Below are 17,441 nucleotides of genomic sequence, written 5' to 3' on the forward strand. Positions count from 1 at the left end.
AGCTGCGACGACGCCGGGACGTGGTCCTCACGTGAAGTCTAGCGCGCCGGTGCCCGACCATGCGATTCGATCCCGAGCGACACGCGCCCGCTCGCGGTCACCGGCCGAGGGCCGTGCGCTGCCAGTCGTCCAGCATGACCGGGTCGTCGGTGACGATGCCGTCGACGCCGAGGTCGGTCACCTCGCCCCACTGCCGGTCGCTGTTGAGCGTGTACACCACGATGCGCAGCCCCGCCGCGTGCAACTCGTCGACCACCTCAGGGCGCTTCGCGAGCGCGCGGCGGTCGACGATCACGCCCGACACCCCGAACTGCTGGGCGGCCTCGACGATGTCATCCGGGATGACCTTGAGCGTCGCCATCCGCGACAGTTCCGGCGCTTGGGCGACCAGCGCGGCGAGCGTGCGGGCGTCGAAGCCCGCAGCGACGACCCTGTTCGACAGGCCGCGCACCTCGATCTGCGCGGCGAGGGTGGCCACGGCCCCGGCATCCCATCGCCCCTTCAGATCGAGGAGTGCGCGGCCGCCCTCCGTGACCAGCAGATCGAGCACCTCCTCGGCCGTGGGCACGGGCGTGCCCCTGTACGCCGGAGCGAACGTACGTCCGGCGTCGAGGGCACGAAGCTGCGCGAGCGTCAGGTCGACGACCCGACCGTGCCCGTCGGTCGTGCGGTCGACGGTCTTGTCGTGCATGAGCACGGCGTGGCCGTCGGCGCTCAGAGCCAGGTCGACCTCGACGTACTCGAAGCCGCCGCGCAGCGCCTCGCGGATCGCGGGCAGCGTGTTCTCGGGCGCCGTGGCACCGCCGCCGCGGTGCGCGGCGATGAAGGCTCGCTCCCCCGGGTCGCGCGCCTGGCCCAGCATGTCGGTGGCCGTGGCGCGTGCGGGCGCCACATCGGCCAGGGCGATGACGAGCATGCTGGCCACCGCGAGCACGCAGACGATCAGCAGAGCGTAGATCCGCTCACGGGGAGCGGATGCCGCGGCGTCGGGCATCGGGCATGTCCTTCGGTCGAGCAGCCCCGTCGCCGTCGACGGGGTGCGACCACCCTACCCGATTCGTTACCGTTCCGTTATCTTTTTTCTGTTTCTCAGACCATGCTCTTGGGGTGCCAGACCGTCTTCGTCTCGGTGAAGGCGGTGATCCGCTCGAGGCTCGGGGCCGCGGCATCCGTCCCCCGCTCGGGCGGGAGCACCCGGGTGAGGGTCTCGGCCGCCGCGATCTGCAGCGACACCCAGTCGAGGTCGCCCGCGCCCACGAGGTCGAGCGCGTGCACGTCGGGGTGGGATGCCAGCCAGGGTGCGATCTCGGCCGGCGCGCCGGTCAGGATGTTGACGACGCCGGCGGGCAGGTCGGAGGTGGCGAGCACCTCGGCGAGCCCGATAGCGGCCAGCGGATGCGCCTGCGCGGCGATCACGATGACGGTGTTGCCGGCCACCAGCGCCGGCGCGATGGCCGACACGAGACCCAGCAGCGCGGAGTCCTGCGGCGCGACGATGGCCACGACGCCGGTGGGCTCGGGAACGGAGATGTTGAAGTACGGGCCGGCGACGGGGTTGCCGCTGCCGGTGACCTGGGCGAACTTGTCGCACCAGCCCGCGTACCAGACCCACCGGTCGATGGCCTCGTCGACCTCGGCGCCGGCGACGGCCGCGGTCACGCCGCCGGTCCGGACGATCTCGTCGATGAACTGCGCACGGCGCCCCTCGAGCACCTCGGCGACCCGGTAGAGCACCTGCCCGCGGTTGTAGGCGGTCGCTCCCGACCAGCCCTTCACGGCGCCGCGGGCGGCGACGACGGCGTCGCGGGCGTCCTTGCGGGAGGCCAGCGCCGCATTGGCGAGGAACTCTCCCGCAGGCGTGGTCACCTCGTACGTGCGCCCGGATTCGCTGCGGGGGAAGGTGCCGCCGATGAACAGCTTGTACGTCTTCGGCACGGTCAGTCGCTTGCTCACGCGCCCGCTCCCTTCAGATAGGCCAGCAGGCCGTGTCGGCCGCCCTCACGGCCGTAGCCGGACTCCTTGTAGCCGCCGAACGGGCTGGCCGGGTCGAACCGGTTGAACGTGTTGGCCCAGACGACGCCGGCGCGGAGGCGATCGGCGACGGCGAGGATACGCGAGCCCTTGTCGCTCCAGATGCCGGCTGACAGACCGTACGGGGTGTTGTTGGCCTTCTCGATCGCCTCGGCCGGGGTGCGGAAGGTCAGCACCGACAGCACCGGGCCGAAGATCTCGTCGCGGGCGATGCGGTGGCTGGCCTGCACGTTCGTGAAGATCGTCGGCGCGAACCAGAACCCGTTCTCGGGGATCGCGCAGTCTGCGCTCCAGCGCTCGGCGCCCTCCTGCTCGCCGATCGCGCTGAGTTCGCGGATGCGGTCGAGCTGCGCCCGCGAGTTGATCGCGCCGATGTCGGTGTTCTTGTCGAGCGGGTCGCCCAGGCGCAGGGTCGACAGGCGGGTCTTCAGCCGGTCGACGACCTCGTCGTGGACCGATTCCTGCACCAGCAGCCGGCTGCCCGCGCAGCACACGTGCCCCTGGTTGAAGAAGATGCCGTTGACGATACCCTCGATGGCCTGGTCGACCGGCGCATCGTCGAACACGATGTTCGCCGCCTTGCCGCCGAGCTCGAGCGTCACCTTCTTCTGCGTGCCGGCGACCGCCTTGGCGATCTCGCGGCCGACTCCGGTCGACCCGGTGAAGGCGATCTTGTCGACCCCGGGGTGGCGGACGAGGGCCGACCCGGTCGATCCCGCGCCGGTCACGATGTTGACGACGCCCGGCGGGAGGTCGGCTTGCTGCAGGATCTCGGCGAAGATCAGCGCCGACAGCGGCGTGGTCTCGGCGGGCTTGATCACGACGGTGTTGCCGGCGGCGAGCGCGGGGGCGATCTTCCACGCGAGCATGAGCAACGGGAAGTTCCACGGGATCACCTGGGCGGCCACCCCCAGTGCGCGCGGGTTCGCTCCCAGCCCGGCGTAGTCGAGCTTGTCGGCCCAGCCGGCGTAGTAGAAGAACCACGCGGCCACGAGCGGGACGTCGACGTCGCGGCTCTCCTTGATCGGCTTGCCGTTGTCCAGACTCTCGGCCACGGCGAGCTCGCGGGCACGCTCCTGCACGAGCCGCGCGATGCGGAACAGGTACTTGCCCCGGTCGCGGCCACTGAGCTTCGACCAGGTCTTGTCGTACGCGCGGCGCGCTGCGGCAACGGCAGCGTCGATGTCGGCGTCGTCCGCATTCGACACCGTCGCGATGTGCGACTCGTCGGCCGGTGAGATCGTCGCGAACGGCTCCCCCGATCCGGGGCGGAACTGGCCGTCGATGAACAGGCCGTACTCGTCTCGCAGGTGCAGGATCGCCCGCGACTCGGGGGCGGGCGCGTACTCGAGGAAGCCTCGGCCGGCGGGCTGGATGTCGGTCATCTCGGTCACCTCAGTCGATCGTCACGTAGTCGGCGCCGGTGTAGTGACCGGTCGCGAGCTTCTGGCGCTGCAGCAGCACGTCGTTGAGCAGGCTCGACGCGCCGAAGCGGAACAGGTGCGGCTGCAGCCATTCCTCGCCGACGGTCTCGGCGACCGTCACGAGGTACTTGACGGCGTCTTTCGCCGTGCGGATGCCGCCGGCCGGCTTCACGCCGACCTGCTGGCCGGTCGCCCGGTACCAGTCGCGCACGACCTCGAGCATGAGCAGGGTCGTGGGCAGGGTGGCGGCCGGCTGGGTCTTGCCGGTGGAGGTCTTGATGAAGTCGCCGCCGGCGAGGACTGCGAGCCACGATGCGCGCTTGATGTTGTCGTAGGTGTTCAGCTCGCCGGTCTCCAGGATCACCTTGAGCGATGCGGACGTGCCGTCGTCGCGGCGGCAGGCGGCCTTGACCTGCGCGATCTGGTCGAACACCAGGCGGTACCTGCCGGCGAGGAACGCGCCACGGTCGATGACCATGTCGATCTCGTCGGCCCCGGAAGCCACTGCTTCGGCCGTGTCGGCCAGCTTGATCTGCAGCGAGGCACGGCCGCTGGGGAAGGCGGTCGCGACAGCGGCGACGCTGACGTCCCCGTCGTCGGGGTCGCCGTGCGCGGCGCCCAGGGCGGCGACCGCGTCGGGCACCATGTCGCCGTACACGCAGACGGCGGCCACGCGCGGGCACGTGGGATCACCGGCATCCGGATGCAGCGCCTTGGCCACGAGCGAGCGCACCTTGCCCGGCGTGTCGGCGCCTTCGAGCGTGGTCAGGTCGATGAGCGTGATGATCTTGTCGAGCGCCCACGCCTTCGACGTGGTCTTGATCGAGCGGGTGCCGAGCCCGGCGGCACGCTGCTCGAGTCCGACTGCGTCCACGCCCGGGAGCCCGTGCAGGTAGCGCCGCAGCGTCGTGTCGTCGGGCACACCACCCAGCAGCGCGACCGCGTGCTCTGACGCACTCTGGATTTCCACTGTCATTGCAGGAGCCTCCGCACCTCGGTGACGTCGTCTTTCATCTGAGCGATGAGGGCATCTACGCCCTTGAACGCGACCATACCGCGCACGCGCGCCACAAACTGCACCTCGACGGAACGGCCGTAGAGGTTCAGGTCGGTCTCGTCGAGGACGTATGCCTCGACCTGCCGCACCGGCACGTCGTCGAAGGTCGGATTGGTCCCCACCGAGATGGCGGCCGGGTACCGCGTCACGGCGTGCGTGCCGCCATGCGAGTCGGGCCACCCCTCATCGCGCAGCCACCCGGCGTAGACGCCGTCGGCGGGGACGAACCCGTCGGTCTCGGTCTCGAGGTTCGCCGTCGGGAAGCCCAGTTCGCGGCCGCGCTTCAGACCGTGCACGACTTCCCCCTGCACCGCGTGCGGTCGCCCGAGCAGGCGGGCGGCGCCGGCGACGTCACCGGCGGCGAGCATCTCGCGCACCCACGTCGACGAGACCCGGCGGCCGCCGCCCTGGACGTCACCGACCACATCGGTGCGGAAGCCGAATTCGCTGCCGAGCTCTGCGAGGACGGCGGGATCGCCGGCGCCGCCCTTGCCGAACCGGAAGTCGTCGCCCACGAGCACCCGCACGACGCCGAGGGCGTCGACCAGCACGTGCTCCACGAACTCGCGTGGCGAGAGCCCCGCCAGTGCCGCGTCGAAGCGGAGCACGAGCGTGGCATCCACCCCCTCACCGGCCAGCAGCCCCAGCTTCTGCGCGAGGCTGACCAGCGGCTCGGGGCACAGCTCGGGCCGCAGGAAGCTGAGCGGGTTGCGGTCGAACGTGACCGCGACGACCCGGGCGTCCGCCTCGGCGGCGGCGACACGGGCGCGGTCGATGACGGCGCGGTGGCCGGAGTGCACGCCGTCGAACTTGCCGATCGCGACGACGGACGGGCCGAAGCCGGACGGGACCTCGGCGGGGTCGCGGAAGACGATCACCAGCTCGACCTCTCTGCGACGGGTTCGGGCTCCACCGGGGCGGGGGCGCCGGGGCGGTGCTTCACGAGCCACCACAAGCCGATGAACGGGAGGATCAGCGGGATCCACAGGTAGCCGTAGCCGAAGCCCGACCACACGGTCGCGTCATGGGCGAACAGCTCGGGCAGCACGAGGCTGAGGGTGCCGACGATCAGGACGCCGGCGAGCTCGAAGCAGATGGCGATCCACGCCACGACGTACCAGCCCGTGGAGCCGGCGCCGATGAGCGCGACGGTGGCCAGGATGTACACGACGGCCGCGGCAGCCGACAGCGTGTACGCGAGAGGGGCGGCGCCGAAGTCCTCGACGATCTGGACGAAGGAGCGACCGGTCGCGGCGAGCGCCATGATCGCGTAGACGATCACGAGGACTCGGCCGATGCCGGTCATGCGGGGACGAGGCGAAGACATGACCTCACAATGATAGGCGCGTCGTCAGGCGACCTGGACCGTCCAGATGGTCCACATGCGCCACACCATGACCGCCACTGCGAGTGCGGCGATGCCCATGATGACCGTGCTCCACCGGCTGCGCTCGAGGAGAGCCCAGGCGACGGATGCCGGGGGCAGCAGCACGGCGGAGACGAGGTACACCCAGAACTCGAGCAGACTGCCGGTGGGCGCGTTGCCGGTCAGCGGCGCGACGATCGCGACGACGACCTGGGCGATCAGCAGCAACAGGATCAGCGCCATGCCGCCGACCGTCCAGTCGCTGGGGCGGCGGCCCATCAGGCCCGCGACGACCGCGAACACCCCCGCCGCCACGGCGACGACGACCTGGACGATCGTGAACCACAGGATCATGCCTGCTCCTCCGACATGTTCATGATGCTCTTCACGTCGGCGCCGCGTCGTTGGACGATGCCGACGAGCCGGCCGTCCGGGTCGATCGCCGCGGGGGTCGCGCCGTCAAGCCGGGCTGCGGCGCCGGCGAGCCGTTTGCCGTGGCGCAGGTCACGGGCCTCGTCGGCCGACACGGCGAAGGTGCCGAGAATGGATGCCGCGACCTCGGCGTCGCCGCGCAGGGTCATTTCGGGCGTGAGCTCGGCGACGGCATCCACGACGTCGAAGGGACCGATGCGGGTGCGCCGCAGGGCGGTCAGGTGCCCGCCCACGCCCAAGGCCGAACCGAGGTCACGGGCGAGCGCACGGATGTAGGTGCCGCTGGAGCAGTCCACGACGACGTCGAGGTCGAGGTGTTCGGCCGTGCGACGCTGCGCGCGGACCTCGAAGCGCGAGACCGTGACCTGGCGCGCCTTGAGCTCGACCTGCTCCCCCGCCCGCGCGAGGTCGTAGGCGCGCTTGCCGTCCACCTTGATGGCCGACACGGTGCTCGGCACCTGCGAGATCTCGCCGGTCAGTTCGGCGATGCCGGATCGGATGGCGTCGTCGGTGACGGCGGCGAGGACTCCGGCATCCACTCGGTTCGTCTCGGTGCCGTCTGCGTCGTCGGAATCGGTCGCGACGCCGAGACGGATGGTGGCTTCGTAGGTCTTGTCGAGTCCGACGATGAACGTCAGCAGCCGCGTGGCGGGACCGACACCGAGGATGAGCAGGCCCGTGGCCATGGGGTCGAGGGTGCCGGCGTGGCCGATCTTGCGGGTGTTCAGCGCGCGGCGGGCCCGGGCGACGATGTCGTGGCTGGTCACGCCGCCGGGCTTGTCGACCAGCAGGATGCCCTTCGGAGCGGTCATGCCGCTGTCCCCCGTGTCGGGTGGCCGGGGTCGGTGTTGTCGATGACGGCGTTCGCCTTCTCTCGGGGGTGCGACTGGCGCACGTACAGGTCGAAGCCCTCCCGGTAGCGCGCGTTCGACGCGGCGTCGGGGTCGGGGTCGGTGCCGTCGCGGGCCGCCATGCGGGCGGCGGCCACGGCGGGCGGCACGTCGAGGTAGATCGTCCAGTGCCACAGCGCGTCCAGCTCCCGGCGCTGCAGGAACAGTCCGTCGACGATCAGGACGGCGTCGCGGGGCGCGGTCACCCACTCGGCCTCGATCGGCGCGTCGCGATGCAGGTCGAAGGCGCGCAGCTGGAACCCGGTGTCGTCGACGTCGCCGCCGCCGAGGAACGGGTCGACGAGCACGCGCCGGAATGTCGCGTAGTCGTACGAGTCGCGGTAGTGCCCCTCGGGCGAGGTGCGCCCGCGCGCGTAGCGTTCGAGGCGCGGGCGGTGGAAGTCGTCGAGAGATGCCCGGACGGCGGCGCGCCCGGTTTCGGTGAAGACCGATGCCAGGCCGTCGGCGAAGACGGTCTTGCCGGCGCCGTCGCGGCCGTCGACTCCGACGAGGACGCGGCCCCCGCGGTAGCGCGCCATGATCTCGTCGCGCAGTGCGCGCTGCAGCGTCGAGGCGGGTGTGATCGGAAGGCGCATGGGATCAAGCCTAGGCTTGTGCGGTGCCCGATCTCGTCCGCCCACTGGTGCAGTGGTACCGCGAGCACGCCCGCGATCTGCCGTGGCGCCGGGCCGGGTTCGGCGCGTGGGGCGTGCTGGTCAGCGAGTTCATGCTGCAGCAGACGCCGGTCAGCCGGGTGATCCCGCATCTGGAAGCCTGGCTGTCGCGCTGGCCCGAGCCGGCCGATCTCGCCGCGGACGCGCCGGCCGAAGCGGTGCGGCAGTGGGCGAACCTCGGATATCCGCGCCGCGCGCTGTGGCTGCATCGCGCCGCCGTCGAGATCCGCGACCGGCACGACGGCGTGGTTCCGCGTGACGTCGACGATCTGCTGGCGCTCAGCGGCATCGGCGACTACACCGCGCGGGCGGTCGCGGTCTTCGCGTACGGAGACCGGCATCCGGTGGTCGACACGAACACGCGCCGGGTCCTCGCCCGGACCGTGTCGGGCATGTCGCAGCCGGGGCCGCCGTCGAAACGCGATCTCGAGGCCATGACGGCGCTGCTGCCCGCCGATCGCGGCGAGGCGGCCGTGTTCAACGCCGCGACCATGGAGCTCGGGGCGGTCGTGTGCACATCGCGGTCGCCGCGGTGCGAGGTGTGTCCCGTCGCCTCAGCGTGCGCGTGGCGGGCGGCCGGCTACCCCGACACCGGCGATACCCGGCGGCGGCAGGCGCGCTACGAGGGCAGCGATCGGCAGGCGCGCGGCGCGGTTCTCAAGGCTCTGCGGGATGACGCTACCCACGCCGTGCCGCTCACGGACGTCATCCCGGAATGGCCGGACGCTCAGCAGCGCGACCGTGCGATCGACTCGCTCGTCACGGACGGGCTCGCCGACGCGTCCGGCGGGATGCTGCGGCTCCCGGCCTGACGATCAGCCGTGCACCGCGACGAGTTCGTCAACCATCTTCTCGAGTCCGGCGACACCGGGTGCCGCCGCGGCTTGCGCCTGGAGGGAACGCGCACGCTGCCGGTACGACGGTTCCGTGAGCACCTCGTCGACGGCCCGCTCGATCGCAGCCGCTTCGGGGACACCCGTCTGCAGATTGATCCCGGCCCCCGACCATTCCACGCGCCGCGTCGTCTCCTCCTTGTCCTCCGTGTCGCCGGCGACGACGATCGGCACGCCGTGGGCGATGGCCTGGTTCAGTCCGCCGTAGCCTCCGTTCGTGACGAAGACGTCGACTTTCGGCATGAGCACGTCGTAGCCGATGAACTCTGCAGCCCGCGTGTTGTCCGGCAGCGGCCCGAGGTCGGCAACGGGAGCACCGCCCGTGGTGACCACGACCAGCACGTCGCGGTCGGCGAGCCCGCGAAGGGTGGGCAGGATGAGCTCGTCGAGATGCGTGTTCGCGATCGTACCCTGCGACACGTGGACGACCGGCCGCGACCCGTCGACATCGGCCCACCACGGGGGAAGTGCGACCGATCGCGGGATGCCGGCGACCGGGCCCACGAACACGACGTTGCCGGGAAGGTCGCGGCGAGGGCATTCGAAGCCCGCGACCGTGAACTGTGCATAGCGCTCGGCATGCACCGCCCAGTCCATGAAGTAGACGCCCAGGTCCGAGCCGGTCGCCTCGTGCACGAACCCCGCGACCTGGTGCTGCGGCTTGCGCAGGATGACGTGCTTGGCCATGAGGTTCAAGAAGCGATTGCGGAGTCGGCCCATCGGGTCGTCGCGAGGGAGGATGCCGAGTCCCCAGGGCGCCGTGTCGACGCTGGAGAGCCCGAGGGGCAGGATGCCGCACGCGATGATGGGCGGCCGCGGCTCGCGCGACAGCGCCAGCGCCGCCGCGCCCACGACGGTGAACTCGGTCAGCACGGCATCGGTCGGCTCGGCCGCCACGGCGGCTCGCAGCGCGCGGTACTGTGCCATCGCGGGCGCGACGAAGATCTCCTCGACGTCGAGCACCATCCCCCGCGTCCCGGTGCGGCGGTCGCCTGCGGCACGCGTTGCGGCGATCACGGCCGCGTGGTCGATCTGCGCCGCCGCAGGCCAGGGGAGGAACTCGGCTCCCGCACCCCTGACCGCGTCGGCGAATCGATCGCCGGTGAGGAACCGCACGCGATGCCCGGAGGCGGCGAAGTGCGTCGCGACGCCGAGCACGGGTGCGACGTGGCCATCGGCGACGTGGGCGGCGAGCAGAACCGAGTACATGGCGACCTCCAGCGGAGTGTCCGCTCGTGTCATTCCGGCTCGGGCGGAATTTCGTGTTAGTTATATATACATGAAATCTCGTGCCTACACCAGCCCCCTGCGTGAACGAGCAGCGGAGATGACGCGGGAACGTATCCTGCAGGCCACGCTCGTGCGGATCTCATCGGCCTACTACGACGACGTCACCCTCGACCAGATCGCGGCCGACGCGGGTGTCACCGTGCAGACGGTGCTGCGCCGGTTCGGAAGCAAGGAAGGCATCGTCCGCGCTCTCAGCGAATCGATGACGCCGGACGTGACGGCGCAGCGCGATGAAGCGCCCGTCGGCGATGTCGCCGGGATCATCGCGAACCTCGTCGAGCACTACGAGGCGATCGGCGACCTCGTCATGCTGCTGCTGCGGCAGGAGGAGCGCGTGGCGCCGTTCGCCGAGGTCACGGCGTCCGGCAAGGCATACACGGTGGGCTGGATCGACCGCGTGTTCGCACCGTGGCTGGCCGAGCGCCCGGAAGAGGAGCAGACGCTGCTGCGCGCGCAGCTGTTCGCCGTGTGCGACACCTACATGTGGCATCTGCTCCGACGGGAGCGGCGGCTATCGCCCGAGCACACCGAACAGGCTCTGGTCGAGCTCGTGAAAGGGCTGCTCGCGTAAGGCGGCGCTGCGGGCCCTCACACGCGCGGGCGCGTGCTATTGCCCGTCGTCGAGCTCGCGTGGCTTGATGTAGGGGTCTTCGTCCCCTGCATAGGCGGCCGACGACGCGAGCCCCGCCACCTGAGCATCGCTCTCGCGCGCGGCGCGCAGGAGGTCTTCGATGTGGCCGGCGTTCTCGGGGATGCCGTCGTGGATGAACTCGAGCGTCGGGGTGAGCCGCACGTTCAGATGCTTGCCCAGCTCCGAGCGCAGCATGCCGGTCGCCGACTTGAGCGCCTGGCCCGACGCCTCGCGCTCCTCAGCAGAGCCGAGCACGGTGTAGAACACCGAGGCGTGCTGCAGGTCGCCCGTCACGCGGACGTCGGTGATCGTGACGAAGCCGAGGCGCGGGTCACGCAGCCCCTTCTCGAGGCGCTCCGCCAAAATCACGCGGATGCGGTCGCCCAGTCGCGCTTGCCGTTCACCGGCCATTTCCTTCTCCCCTGTCTCATCCGCCCGCATGCGGCGGGACGGTTCTTGCGGAGGTGACGGATGCGTCTTCGATAGTCGGGGTCTTGGGGGTCCCGTTATCGAAGACGCATCCGTCGCCGGAGCCAACAGCCGGTCAGCCGCGCGGCTTCTCCACCATTTCGATCGTCTCGATCTCGTCGCCGATCTGGATGTCGTTGAACTTGCCGAGGCCGATACCGGCTTCGAAGTCCGTGCGCACCTCGGTGACGTCGTCCTTGAATCGACGCAGCGACTCGATGGCGAGGCCATCGGCCAGCACGACGCCGTCGCGGATGACCCGCGCCTTCGCGTTGCGCGTGATGGTGCCGGACCGGACGATGACACCGGCGATGTTGCCGACCTTCGAGGAGCGGAACACCTCGCGGATCTCGGCGACACCCGACTGGACCTCTTCGAACTCCGGCTTGAGCAGGCCCTGGAGCGACTGCTCGACGTCGTCGATCGCGTTGTAGATGACCGAGTAGAACCGGACGTCCACACCTTCGCGAGAGGCACGCTCGCGCGCCTTCGTGTCGGGCCGCACGTTGAAGCCGATGACGATCGCGTTGTCGATCGTGGCCAGGTTGATGTCGGACTCGGTGATCGCACCGACGCCGCGGTGGATGATCCGCAGCTGCACCGACTCGTCGACCTCGATCTTGAGCAGCGACTCCTCGAGCGCCTCGACGGCACCGGAGACGTCACCCTTGATGATGAGGTTGAGCGACTCGACCTTGCCCTCTTCGAGCGCACGGGTGAAGTCCTCGAGCGAGATCCGCTTGCGGGCCTTGGCCAGCTGGGCGTTGCGCTCGGCCGCTTCGCGCTTCTCAGCGATCTGACGGGCCGTGCGGTCCTCCTCGGTCACGATGAACACGTCACCGGCACGGGGCACGGAGTTCAGACCCTGCACCTGGACCGGACGCGACGGGTAGGCCTCCTCGACCGGATCGCCGTTCTCGTCGATCATGGCGCGCACGCGGCCGTAGGCCGTGCCCGCGACGATCGCGTCGCCGACGCGCAGCGTTCCCGACTGGATCAGGACGGTGGCAACCGAGCCGCGCCCCTTGTCGAGCTTGGCTTCGATCGCGACACCGCGCGCGGCCTTGTTCGGGTTCGCCGTCAGGTCGAGTCCGGCGTCAGCGGTGAGGAGCACCGCATCGAGCAGGTTCTGGATGCCGGTTCCCTCACGTGCGGAGATGTCGACGAACATGACGTCGCCGCCGTACTCCTCGGCGACCAGTCCGTACTCGGTCAGCTGCTGGCGCACCTTGGCCGGGTTCGCGTCGGGCTTGTCGACCTTGTTCACCGCGACCACGACCGGCACACCTGCCGCCTGGGCGTGGTTGAGCGCCTCCACCGTCTGCGGCATGATGCCGTCGTCGGCGGCGACCACGAGGACCGCGATGTCGGTGACCTGCGCACCACGGGCACGCATGGCGGTGAACGCCTCGTGACCCGGGGTGTCGATGAAGGTCAGCGCCCGCTCATGGCCGTCGTGCTCGGTCCACACCTGGTACGCACCGATGTGCTGGGTGATGCCGCCGGCCTCACCGGCGACCACGTTGGTCTGCCGGATGGCGTCGAGGGTGCGGGTCTTACCGTGGTCGACGTGACCCATGACGGTGACCACCGGCGGGCGGATCTCGAGGTCGTCCTCGCTCTCCGCCTCCAGCTCGGCCTCGAGGTCGAGACCGAAGCCCTCGAGGAGCTCCTTGTCCTCGTCCTCGGGCGAGACCATCTGGATCTTGTAGCCGAGCTCGGCACCGAGCACCTCGAAGGTCGCCTCATCGAGCGACTCGGTGGCCGTGGCCATCTCACCGAGGTTGAACAGGATGGTCACGAGCGTACCGGGCTGCACGGTGTAGCCGGTCAGCGTCTCGATCTTGTCGGCGAAGTCCGAGATCGATGCGCCGCGGCGCATGCGGATGATCTCGCCGTTACCGCGCGAGACGTTGACGCCGCCGACGACCGGCGCGTCCCTCATCTCGAACTCTTGCCGCTTCGCCCGACGCGACTTGCGCTGACGCGACTTGCCGCCGCCCTTGCCGAACGCCCCCGCAGTACCGCCACCGGGGCCACGACCGCGGCCACCGCCGCCACCGGGACGACCGGCGAAGCCGCCGCCAGGACGACCCGGAGCGCCTGCACCTGCGCCGCCACCGGCACCGCCCGGACGACCGGGGCCGCCGGGACGCTGCTGGAAGGGCGCGCCGCCGGGACGACCGCCGCCGGGACGACCTGCGCCGCCGGGGCGCGGTGCACCGGGGCGAGGCGAACCGGGGCGCGGTGCCTGCGGACGCGGGATGTTGCCGGGGGTGGGACGCTGACCCATGCCCTGCGCAGATGCGAACGGGTTGTTGCCCGGACGGGGACCGGCGGGCCGCTGACCCATGCCCTGCTGCGACGCGAACGGGTTGTTGCCCGGACGCGCGCCACCGGGACGCGGTGCCTGCGGTGCGGGCTTGGCTGCGTCGGGCGTCGACGCATCGCCCGAGGCCGGAGCCGCGGGTGTCTGCGCAGCCGGAGCTGCCTCAGCAGCGGGTGCGGATGGTGCCGCAGGAGCGGCGGGGGCGGCGGATGCCGCGGGCGCGGCCTCGGCGGCCGGAGCCGGCTTCGCGGCGGGCCCCGCCGGACCGGGGCGACCGGGCGTCGCCTTCGCCGGCGCGGTCTGGGCGGGCGCGGCGGCCTTGACCTCGGCGGCCTTGCCGGCGCCTTCGGCTTCGAGCGCAGCCCGAAGCTTGCGAGCCACGGGGGGCTCGATGGTGGATGAGGGGCTCTTGACGAATTCGCCGAGCTCCTTCAGCTTCGCGAGCGCGACCTTACTGTCGACGCCGAGCTCGGAAGCGATCTCGTGCACGCGTGGTTTTGCCACAATTCTCCTGTCTGGGGGCCTACCCCGGACAGGGCAGACCGTTACTTGCGGACGGGTCTCATTTCGAGCCGTTCACTTTGTGTCCATAGCCGTTCAGCCGTTTCTCGATGGTCTGCGTGTCAAGCGGGCCTGACACACGCAATGCTCGCACGAACGCACGGCGCCTTATGGCGGCATCCATGCACTCAATGGTCTCGTGCACCCACGCGCCCCGCCCCGGCAGCTTCGCCTGCTCGTCGGGGACGAGCGTCGAATCCACGGCGACCACCCTCAGGAGAGTGGATCGGGGGGCACGTACGCGGCATCCGACACACGTTCGTACAGCTTCCATCGTACACCTCGGGACGTGGGGCCCGTCCGCTCACCCTTCTTCGAGGATGCTGTCGGGCTGGATGTCGATCTTGGCACCGGTCAGCTTTGCTGCGAGCCGCGCGTTCTGGCCCTCTTTGCCGATCGCCAGTGAGAGCTGGTAGTCGGGAACGAGGGCGCGCACGGCCTTGCTGCCCGCATCGAGGATGAAGCTCGATGTCACCTTCGCCGGCGACAGCGCGTTGGCGACGAACGCCGCCAGCTCGGGGTCGAAGTCGACGATGTCGATCTTCTCGCCGCTGAGCTCATCGGTCACCGCGCGGACGCGGCGGCCGAGCTCGCCGATGCAGGCGCCCTTCGCGTTGATCGACGGGTCCTTCGCGATCACGGCGATCTTGGTGCGGTGCCCGGCTTCGCGCGCAAGCGAGACGATCTCGACGAGCCCGGAAGCGATCTCGGGAACCTCGAGGGCGAAGAGCTTGCGAACCAGGCCCGGGTGGGTGCGTGACACCGTGATCGACGGGCCCTTCATGCCCTTGGAGACGCTGGTCACGTACACGCGGATGCGGGAGCCGTGCGTGTACTCCTCCCCCGGGACCTGCTCTTCGGGAGGCAGGATCGCCTCGACCGTGCCGAGGTCGACGTGCACCATGCGGGGGTTCGGTCCCTGCTGGATGACGCCGGCGACGATGTCGCCCTCTTTGCCGCGGAACTCACCGAGGATCGCGTCGTCGGCGATGTCGCGCAGCCGCTGGCTGATGACCTGCTTCGCGGCGAAGGCCGCGATCCGGCCGAAGTCCTCGGGCGTGCTCTCCTCTTCGCCGATGACGACCTCGTCCTCGTCCCGCAGCGGAACGTAGATGGCGACGTGGCCGGTCTTCTGGTCGAGTTCGGCGCGTGCGCCGTCGGGCAACTCGCCGGTGGGCGAGGTGTGCTTGGCGTACGCGGTCAGGATGGCCTGTTCGATGATCCGCACCAGTTCGTCGAAAGGGATCTCCTTCTCCCGCGACACGGTGCGCAGCAATCCCATATCGATGTCCACGGCGGCCTCCTCATATTCACTTCACAGTGTTCGATTTTCTGCGGCGCGAAACGCGCGCCGGCATCTCGTCAACGTTACCGGATGCGGACCTGAGCGATCCTGCGAAGACCCTGGTCCCAGCGGCGCCGACTTCGTCATACTGGCCGGGTGAGCGATGGCATGAAAGCAGCCGCCCGAGAGGCGCAGTCATCGACGCCGGTCCGCGTCCTCGCCCGCGGCGGGTTCGCGGCGAACGGTGTCGTCCATCTCGTCATCGGCATCATCGTGCTGGTCATCGCCTTCGGCGGTCGAGGCGAGAGTGATCAGGCCGGCGCGTTCAAGGCGATCGCGGCCGCGCCGCTCGGGTACGTGGCGCTGTGGCTGCTCGCTGTGCTCCTGGCTGCCCTGGGCGTCTGGCATCTGATCGACGGCCTTCTCGCCGACCGCGGCCGGCGGGACTCGGATACGAAGAAGTGGGGCGCGCGCATCTCGTCGTGGGGGCAGGCGCTGGTCTTCCTGACGCTGGCGGTGATCGCCGCGGCCGTGGCACTCGGCGCGCGACCCGATGCCGATGACAGCGCGACCGAGGCCAGCCGCGGCGTCCTGACCCTCCCTTTCGGCGCCCTTCTGCTGGGTGCGGTCGGCGTCGGGATCGGCGTCGCGGGCATCGTGTTCGGCGTGATGGGCGTGCGGCGCTCGTTCCGCAACCGCGTGACGATCCCGGCCGGCGGACTCGGCACGGTCGTGACGACGCTCGGTGTGGTCGGCTTCGTCGCCAAGGGCGTGGCACTGCTGATCGTGGGCGTGCTCTTGATCGTCGCGGCCGTGCGGGTGGATCCGGAGGCGGCCGGTGGGCTCGACGCGGCGATCCAGGCGCTTCTGGACGTGACCGGCGGCCCGTTCCTGGTCGGACTGGTGGGGGCGGGGCTGATCGCCTACGCGGTGTTCTGCTTCTTCCGCGCCCGGTACGCGCGATTGTGACGGCTGAGGGGCTCAGGCCGCGCGGGCGGGCCCGGCCGGTGCGCTGGGCAACTCGTTGACCGCGCGGATGAGCTGGTACAGCGAGCCGACCCGGAACTGGTCGTAGACCATGACCAGGCGCGGCAGGTCGAGCAGGTCGTCGTCATCGATCTCACGCTGCAGCGGCCCCCGCCGTTCGATGCGTCCCTCGGCGACCAGGTGCCCGAATCGCGCGTTGAGGTCGTCGACCTCGGCATCGGTCGGCTCGGCACGCAACCGCATGACCAGACGCTTGCCGACCCACCGCAGCGAGTCGTAGTTCCGCCAGAATTCTGTGATCGCCTCGGCGGCGGCGGTCACCGACTGGGTGACGAAGACGCGCTCGAGGTCGTCCGGAGAGATCACGCCGGACGGGATGAGCTGCTCGTCGGCGAAGCGCTGCAGCCCGGCCCAGAACGTGCCGTCCGGCCGGTCGAGCAGCACGATCGGCGTGGGTTCTGCCTTGCCGGTCTGCTGCAGCGTGAGCAGCTCGAACAGCTCGTCGAGCGTGCCGAAGCCGCCGGGAACGCAGACGAACCCGTGCGATTCCTTGACGAGCATCAGCTTGCGCGTGAAGAAGTACTTCATGGCCACGACGTTGCTGCTGTCGGCCACGACCATGTTCGGCTTCTCCTCGAACGGAAGCCGGATCGAGACGCCGATCGACTGCTCGGGGCCGGCGCCTTCAGCCGCCGCCTGCATGATGCCGGGGCCTGCGCCGGTGACGACCATCCACCCGCGCTCGGCGAGCGCATGCGCCACGGCTGAGGTCGCACGATAGAGATCGTCGTTGTTCTTCGTCCGCGCCGACCCGAAGATCGTGACCTTCGGCACGCCCGCGTGCGGAGCGAAGACCCGGAAGGCGGCGCGCATCTCGGCGACGGCCGCCGAGGTGATCTTCAGGTCGAGCCGCGACGGCTCGTCGAGACCCAGGCCCACGCCGGTCGCGAGGATCCGGGCGACCAGATCCGTGTGGACCGAGATTCCCGCTTCGGCGATGACTTCACGCAGGGCGTCGGTTACTTCGGGTGGGATCTGTGCGCTGTCCGGCATGACACCAGCGTCCCACTTCTGCGCAACAGGCGGCGAACGCACGGCGAACAGAGGGTGTCGGCGCACATTC

General features: G+C 70.2%; 18 protein-coding genes. 3 read left to right on the forward strand and 15 right to left on the reverse strand.

Features of this window, described 5'->3' with window-relative positions; translation table 11 throughout:
- Positions 1-97: 97 nt before the first annotated feature.
- The 9 genes from BKA10_RS06995 to BKA10_RS07035 all read right to left on the reverse strand — a co-directional run bounded on the left by BKA10_RS06995 (position 98) and on the right by BKA10_RS07035 (position 7,796).
- Entirely contained in the window at positions 98-994 is an 897-nt protein-coding gene (locus tag BKA10_RS06995) for a glycerophosphodiester phosphodiesterase (RefSeq protein ID WP_183499231.1), read from the reverse strand.
- A 95-nt stretch (positions 995-1,089) separates the two neighbouring features.
- Positions 1,090-1,953 carry an aldehyde dehydrogenase family protein gene (locus tag BKA10_RS07000; protein ID WP_183499232.1) on the reverse strand — a complete coding sequence of 288 codons (864 nt, stop codon included), beginning with the start codon at positions 1,951-1,953 and terminating at the stop codon, positions 1,090-1,092.
- The gene (locus BKA10_RS07005) at positions 1,950-3,416 is read right to left on the reverse strand and encodes an aldehyde dehydrogenase family protein (RefSeq protein ID WP_183499233.1); all 1,467 of its coding nucleotides are present in this window, start codon (positions 3,414-3,416) and stop codon (positions 1,950-1,952) included. The genes BKA10_RS07000 and BKA10_RS07005 overlap by 4 nt, the downstream gene beginning before the upstream one ends.
- A gap of 10 nt (positions 3,417-3,426) precedes the next feature.
- Positions 3,427-4,431 (reverse strand): deoxyribose-phosphate aldolase, encoded by a 1,005-nt coding sequence (gene deoC, locus BKA10_RS07010; RefSeq protein ID WP_183499234.1) that lies wholly within the window; start codon positions 4,429-4,431, stop codon positions 3,427-3,429.
- Positions 4,428-5,390, reverse strand: coding sequence for a bifunctional riboflavin kinase/FAD synthetase (locus BKA10_RS07015; RefSeq protein ID WP_183499235.1), 963 nt, complete (start codon positions 5,388-5,390; stop codon positions 4,428-4,430). The genes deoC and BKA10_RS07015 overlap by 4 nt, the downstream gene beginning before the upstream one ends.
- The gene (locus tag BKA10_RS07020; RefSeq protein WP_183499236.1) at positions 5,387-5,839 is read right to left on the reverse strand and encodes a hypothetical protein; all 453 of its coding nucleotides are present in this window, start codon (positions 5,837-5,839) and stop codon (positions 5,387-5,389) included. The genes BKA10_RS07015 and BKA10_RS07020 overlap by 4 nt, the downstream gene beginning before the upstream one ends.
- 24 nt (positions 5,840-5,863) lie before the next feature.
- Positions 5,864-6,232 (reverse strand): hypothetical protein, encoded by a 369-nt coding sequence (locus BKA10_RS07025; RefSeq protein WP_183499237.1) that lies wholly within the window; start codon positions 6,230-6,232, stop codon positions 5,864-5,866.
- Positions 6,229-7,122 (reverse strand): tRNA pseudouridine(55) synthase TruB, encoded by an 894-nt coding sequence (gene truB, locus BKA10_RS07030; RefSeq protein WP_183499238.1) that lies wholly within the window; start codon positions 7,120-7,122, stop codon positions 6,229-6,231. The genes BKA10_RS07025 and truB overlap by 4 nt, the downstream gene beginning before the upstream one ends.
- A complete protein-coding gene (locus BKA10_RS07035) occupies positions 7,119-7,796 on the reverse strand; it encodes a nucleoside/nucleotide kinase family protein (protein WP_183499239.1) in 678 nt (225 codons plus the stop codon). Before BKA10_RS07035 ends, truB begins: the two co-directional genes overlap by 4 nt.
- 23 nt (positions 7,797-7,819) lie before the next feature.
- Here BKA10_RS07035 and BKA10_RS07040 point away from each other — a divergent pair, with 23 nt between their 5' ends.
- On the forward strand, positions 7,820-8,686 hold the full coding sequence (locus BKA10_RS07040; RefSeq protein ID WP_248198898.1) for an HhH-GPD family protein: 867 nt from the start codon (positions 7,820-7,822) through the stop codon (positions 8,684-8,686).
- A gap of 3 nt (positions 8,687-8,689) precedes the next feature.
- On the opposite strand, the gene BKA10_RS07045 is transcribed toward BKA10_RS07040, so the two are convergent.
- Complete coding sequence (locus BKA10_RS07045) at positions 8,690-10,009, reverse strand: glycosyltransferase (protein ID WP_241739900.1); 1,320 nt, start codon at positions 10,007-10,009, stop codon at positions 8,690-8,692.
- 85 nt (positions 10,010-10,094) lie between these two features.
- On the opposite strand from BKA10_RS07045, the gene BKA10_RS07050 reads away from it, so the two are divergent.
- A complete protein-coding gene (locus tag BKA10_RS07050; protein ID WP_183499240.1) occupies positions 10,095-10,628 on the forward strand; it encodes a TetR/AcrR family transcriptional regulator in 534 nt (177 codons plus the stop codon).
- Positions 10,629-10,664: 36 nt separating this feature from the next.
- Here BKA10_RS07050 and rbfA read toward each other — a convergent pair whose 3' ends face one another.
- From rbfA to nusA, 4 genes are all read right to left on the reverse strand, one after another.
- The gene (gene rbfA, locus BKA10_RS07055) at positions 10,665-11,099 is read right to left on the reverse strand and encodes a 30S ribosome-binding factor RbfA (RefSeq protein WP_183499241.1); all 435 of its coding nucleotides are present in this window, start codon (positions 11,097-11,099) and stop codon (positions 10,665-10,667) included.
- Positions 11,100-11,232: 133 nt separating this feature from the next.
- A complete protein-coding gene (gene infB / locus BKA10_RS07060) occupies positions 11,233-13,989 on the reverse strand; it encodes a translation initiation factor IF-2 (protein ID WP_183499242.1) in 2,757 nt (918 codons plus the stop codon).
- A gap of 58 nt (positions 13,990-14,047) precedes the next feature.
- Complete coding sequence (locus BKA10_RS07065) at positions 14,048-14,320, reverse strand: YlxR family protein (protein ID WP_183499243.1); 273 nt, start codon at positions 14,318-14,320, stop codon at positions 14,048-14,050.
- 30 nt (positions 14,321-14,350) lie between these two features.
- Complete coding sequence (gene nusA / locus BKA10_RS07070) at positions 14,351-15,340, reverse strand: transcription termination factor NusA (protein WP_183499244.1); 990 nt, start codon at positions 15,338-15,340, stop codon at positions 14,351-14,353.
- Between the two features lie 147 nt (positions 15,341-15,487).
- Between nusA and BKA10_RS07075 the strand changes: the two genes are divergently transcribed.
- Entirely contained in the window at positions 15,488-16,300 is an 813-nt protein-coding gene (locus tag BKA10_RS07075; protein WP_248198894.1) for a DUF1206 domain-containing protein, read from the forward strand.
- Positions 16,301-16,312: 12 nt separating this feature from the next.
- On the opposite strand, the gene BKA10_RS07080 is transcribed toward BKA10_RS07075, so the two are convergent.
- Positions 16,313-17,371 carry an LOG family protein gene (locus BKA10_RS07080; RefSeq protein ID WP_183499245.1) on the reverse strand — a complete coding sequence of 353 codons (1,059 nt, stop codon included), beginning with the start codon at positions 17,369-17,371 and terminating at the stop codon, positions 16,313-16,315.
- Positions 17,372-17,441 lie beyond the last annotated feature (70 nt).

The sequence above is a fragment of the Microbacterium invictum genome (assembly GCF_014197265.1).
GTDB lineage: Bacteria > Actinomycetota > Actinomycetes > Actinomycetales > Microbacteriaceae > Microbacterium > Microbacterium invictum.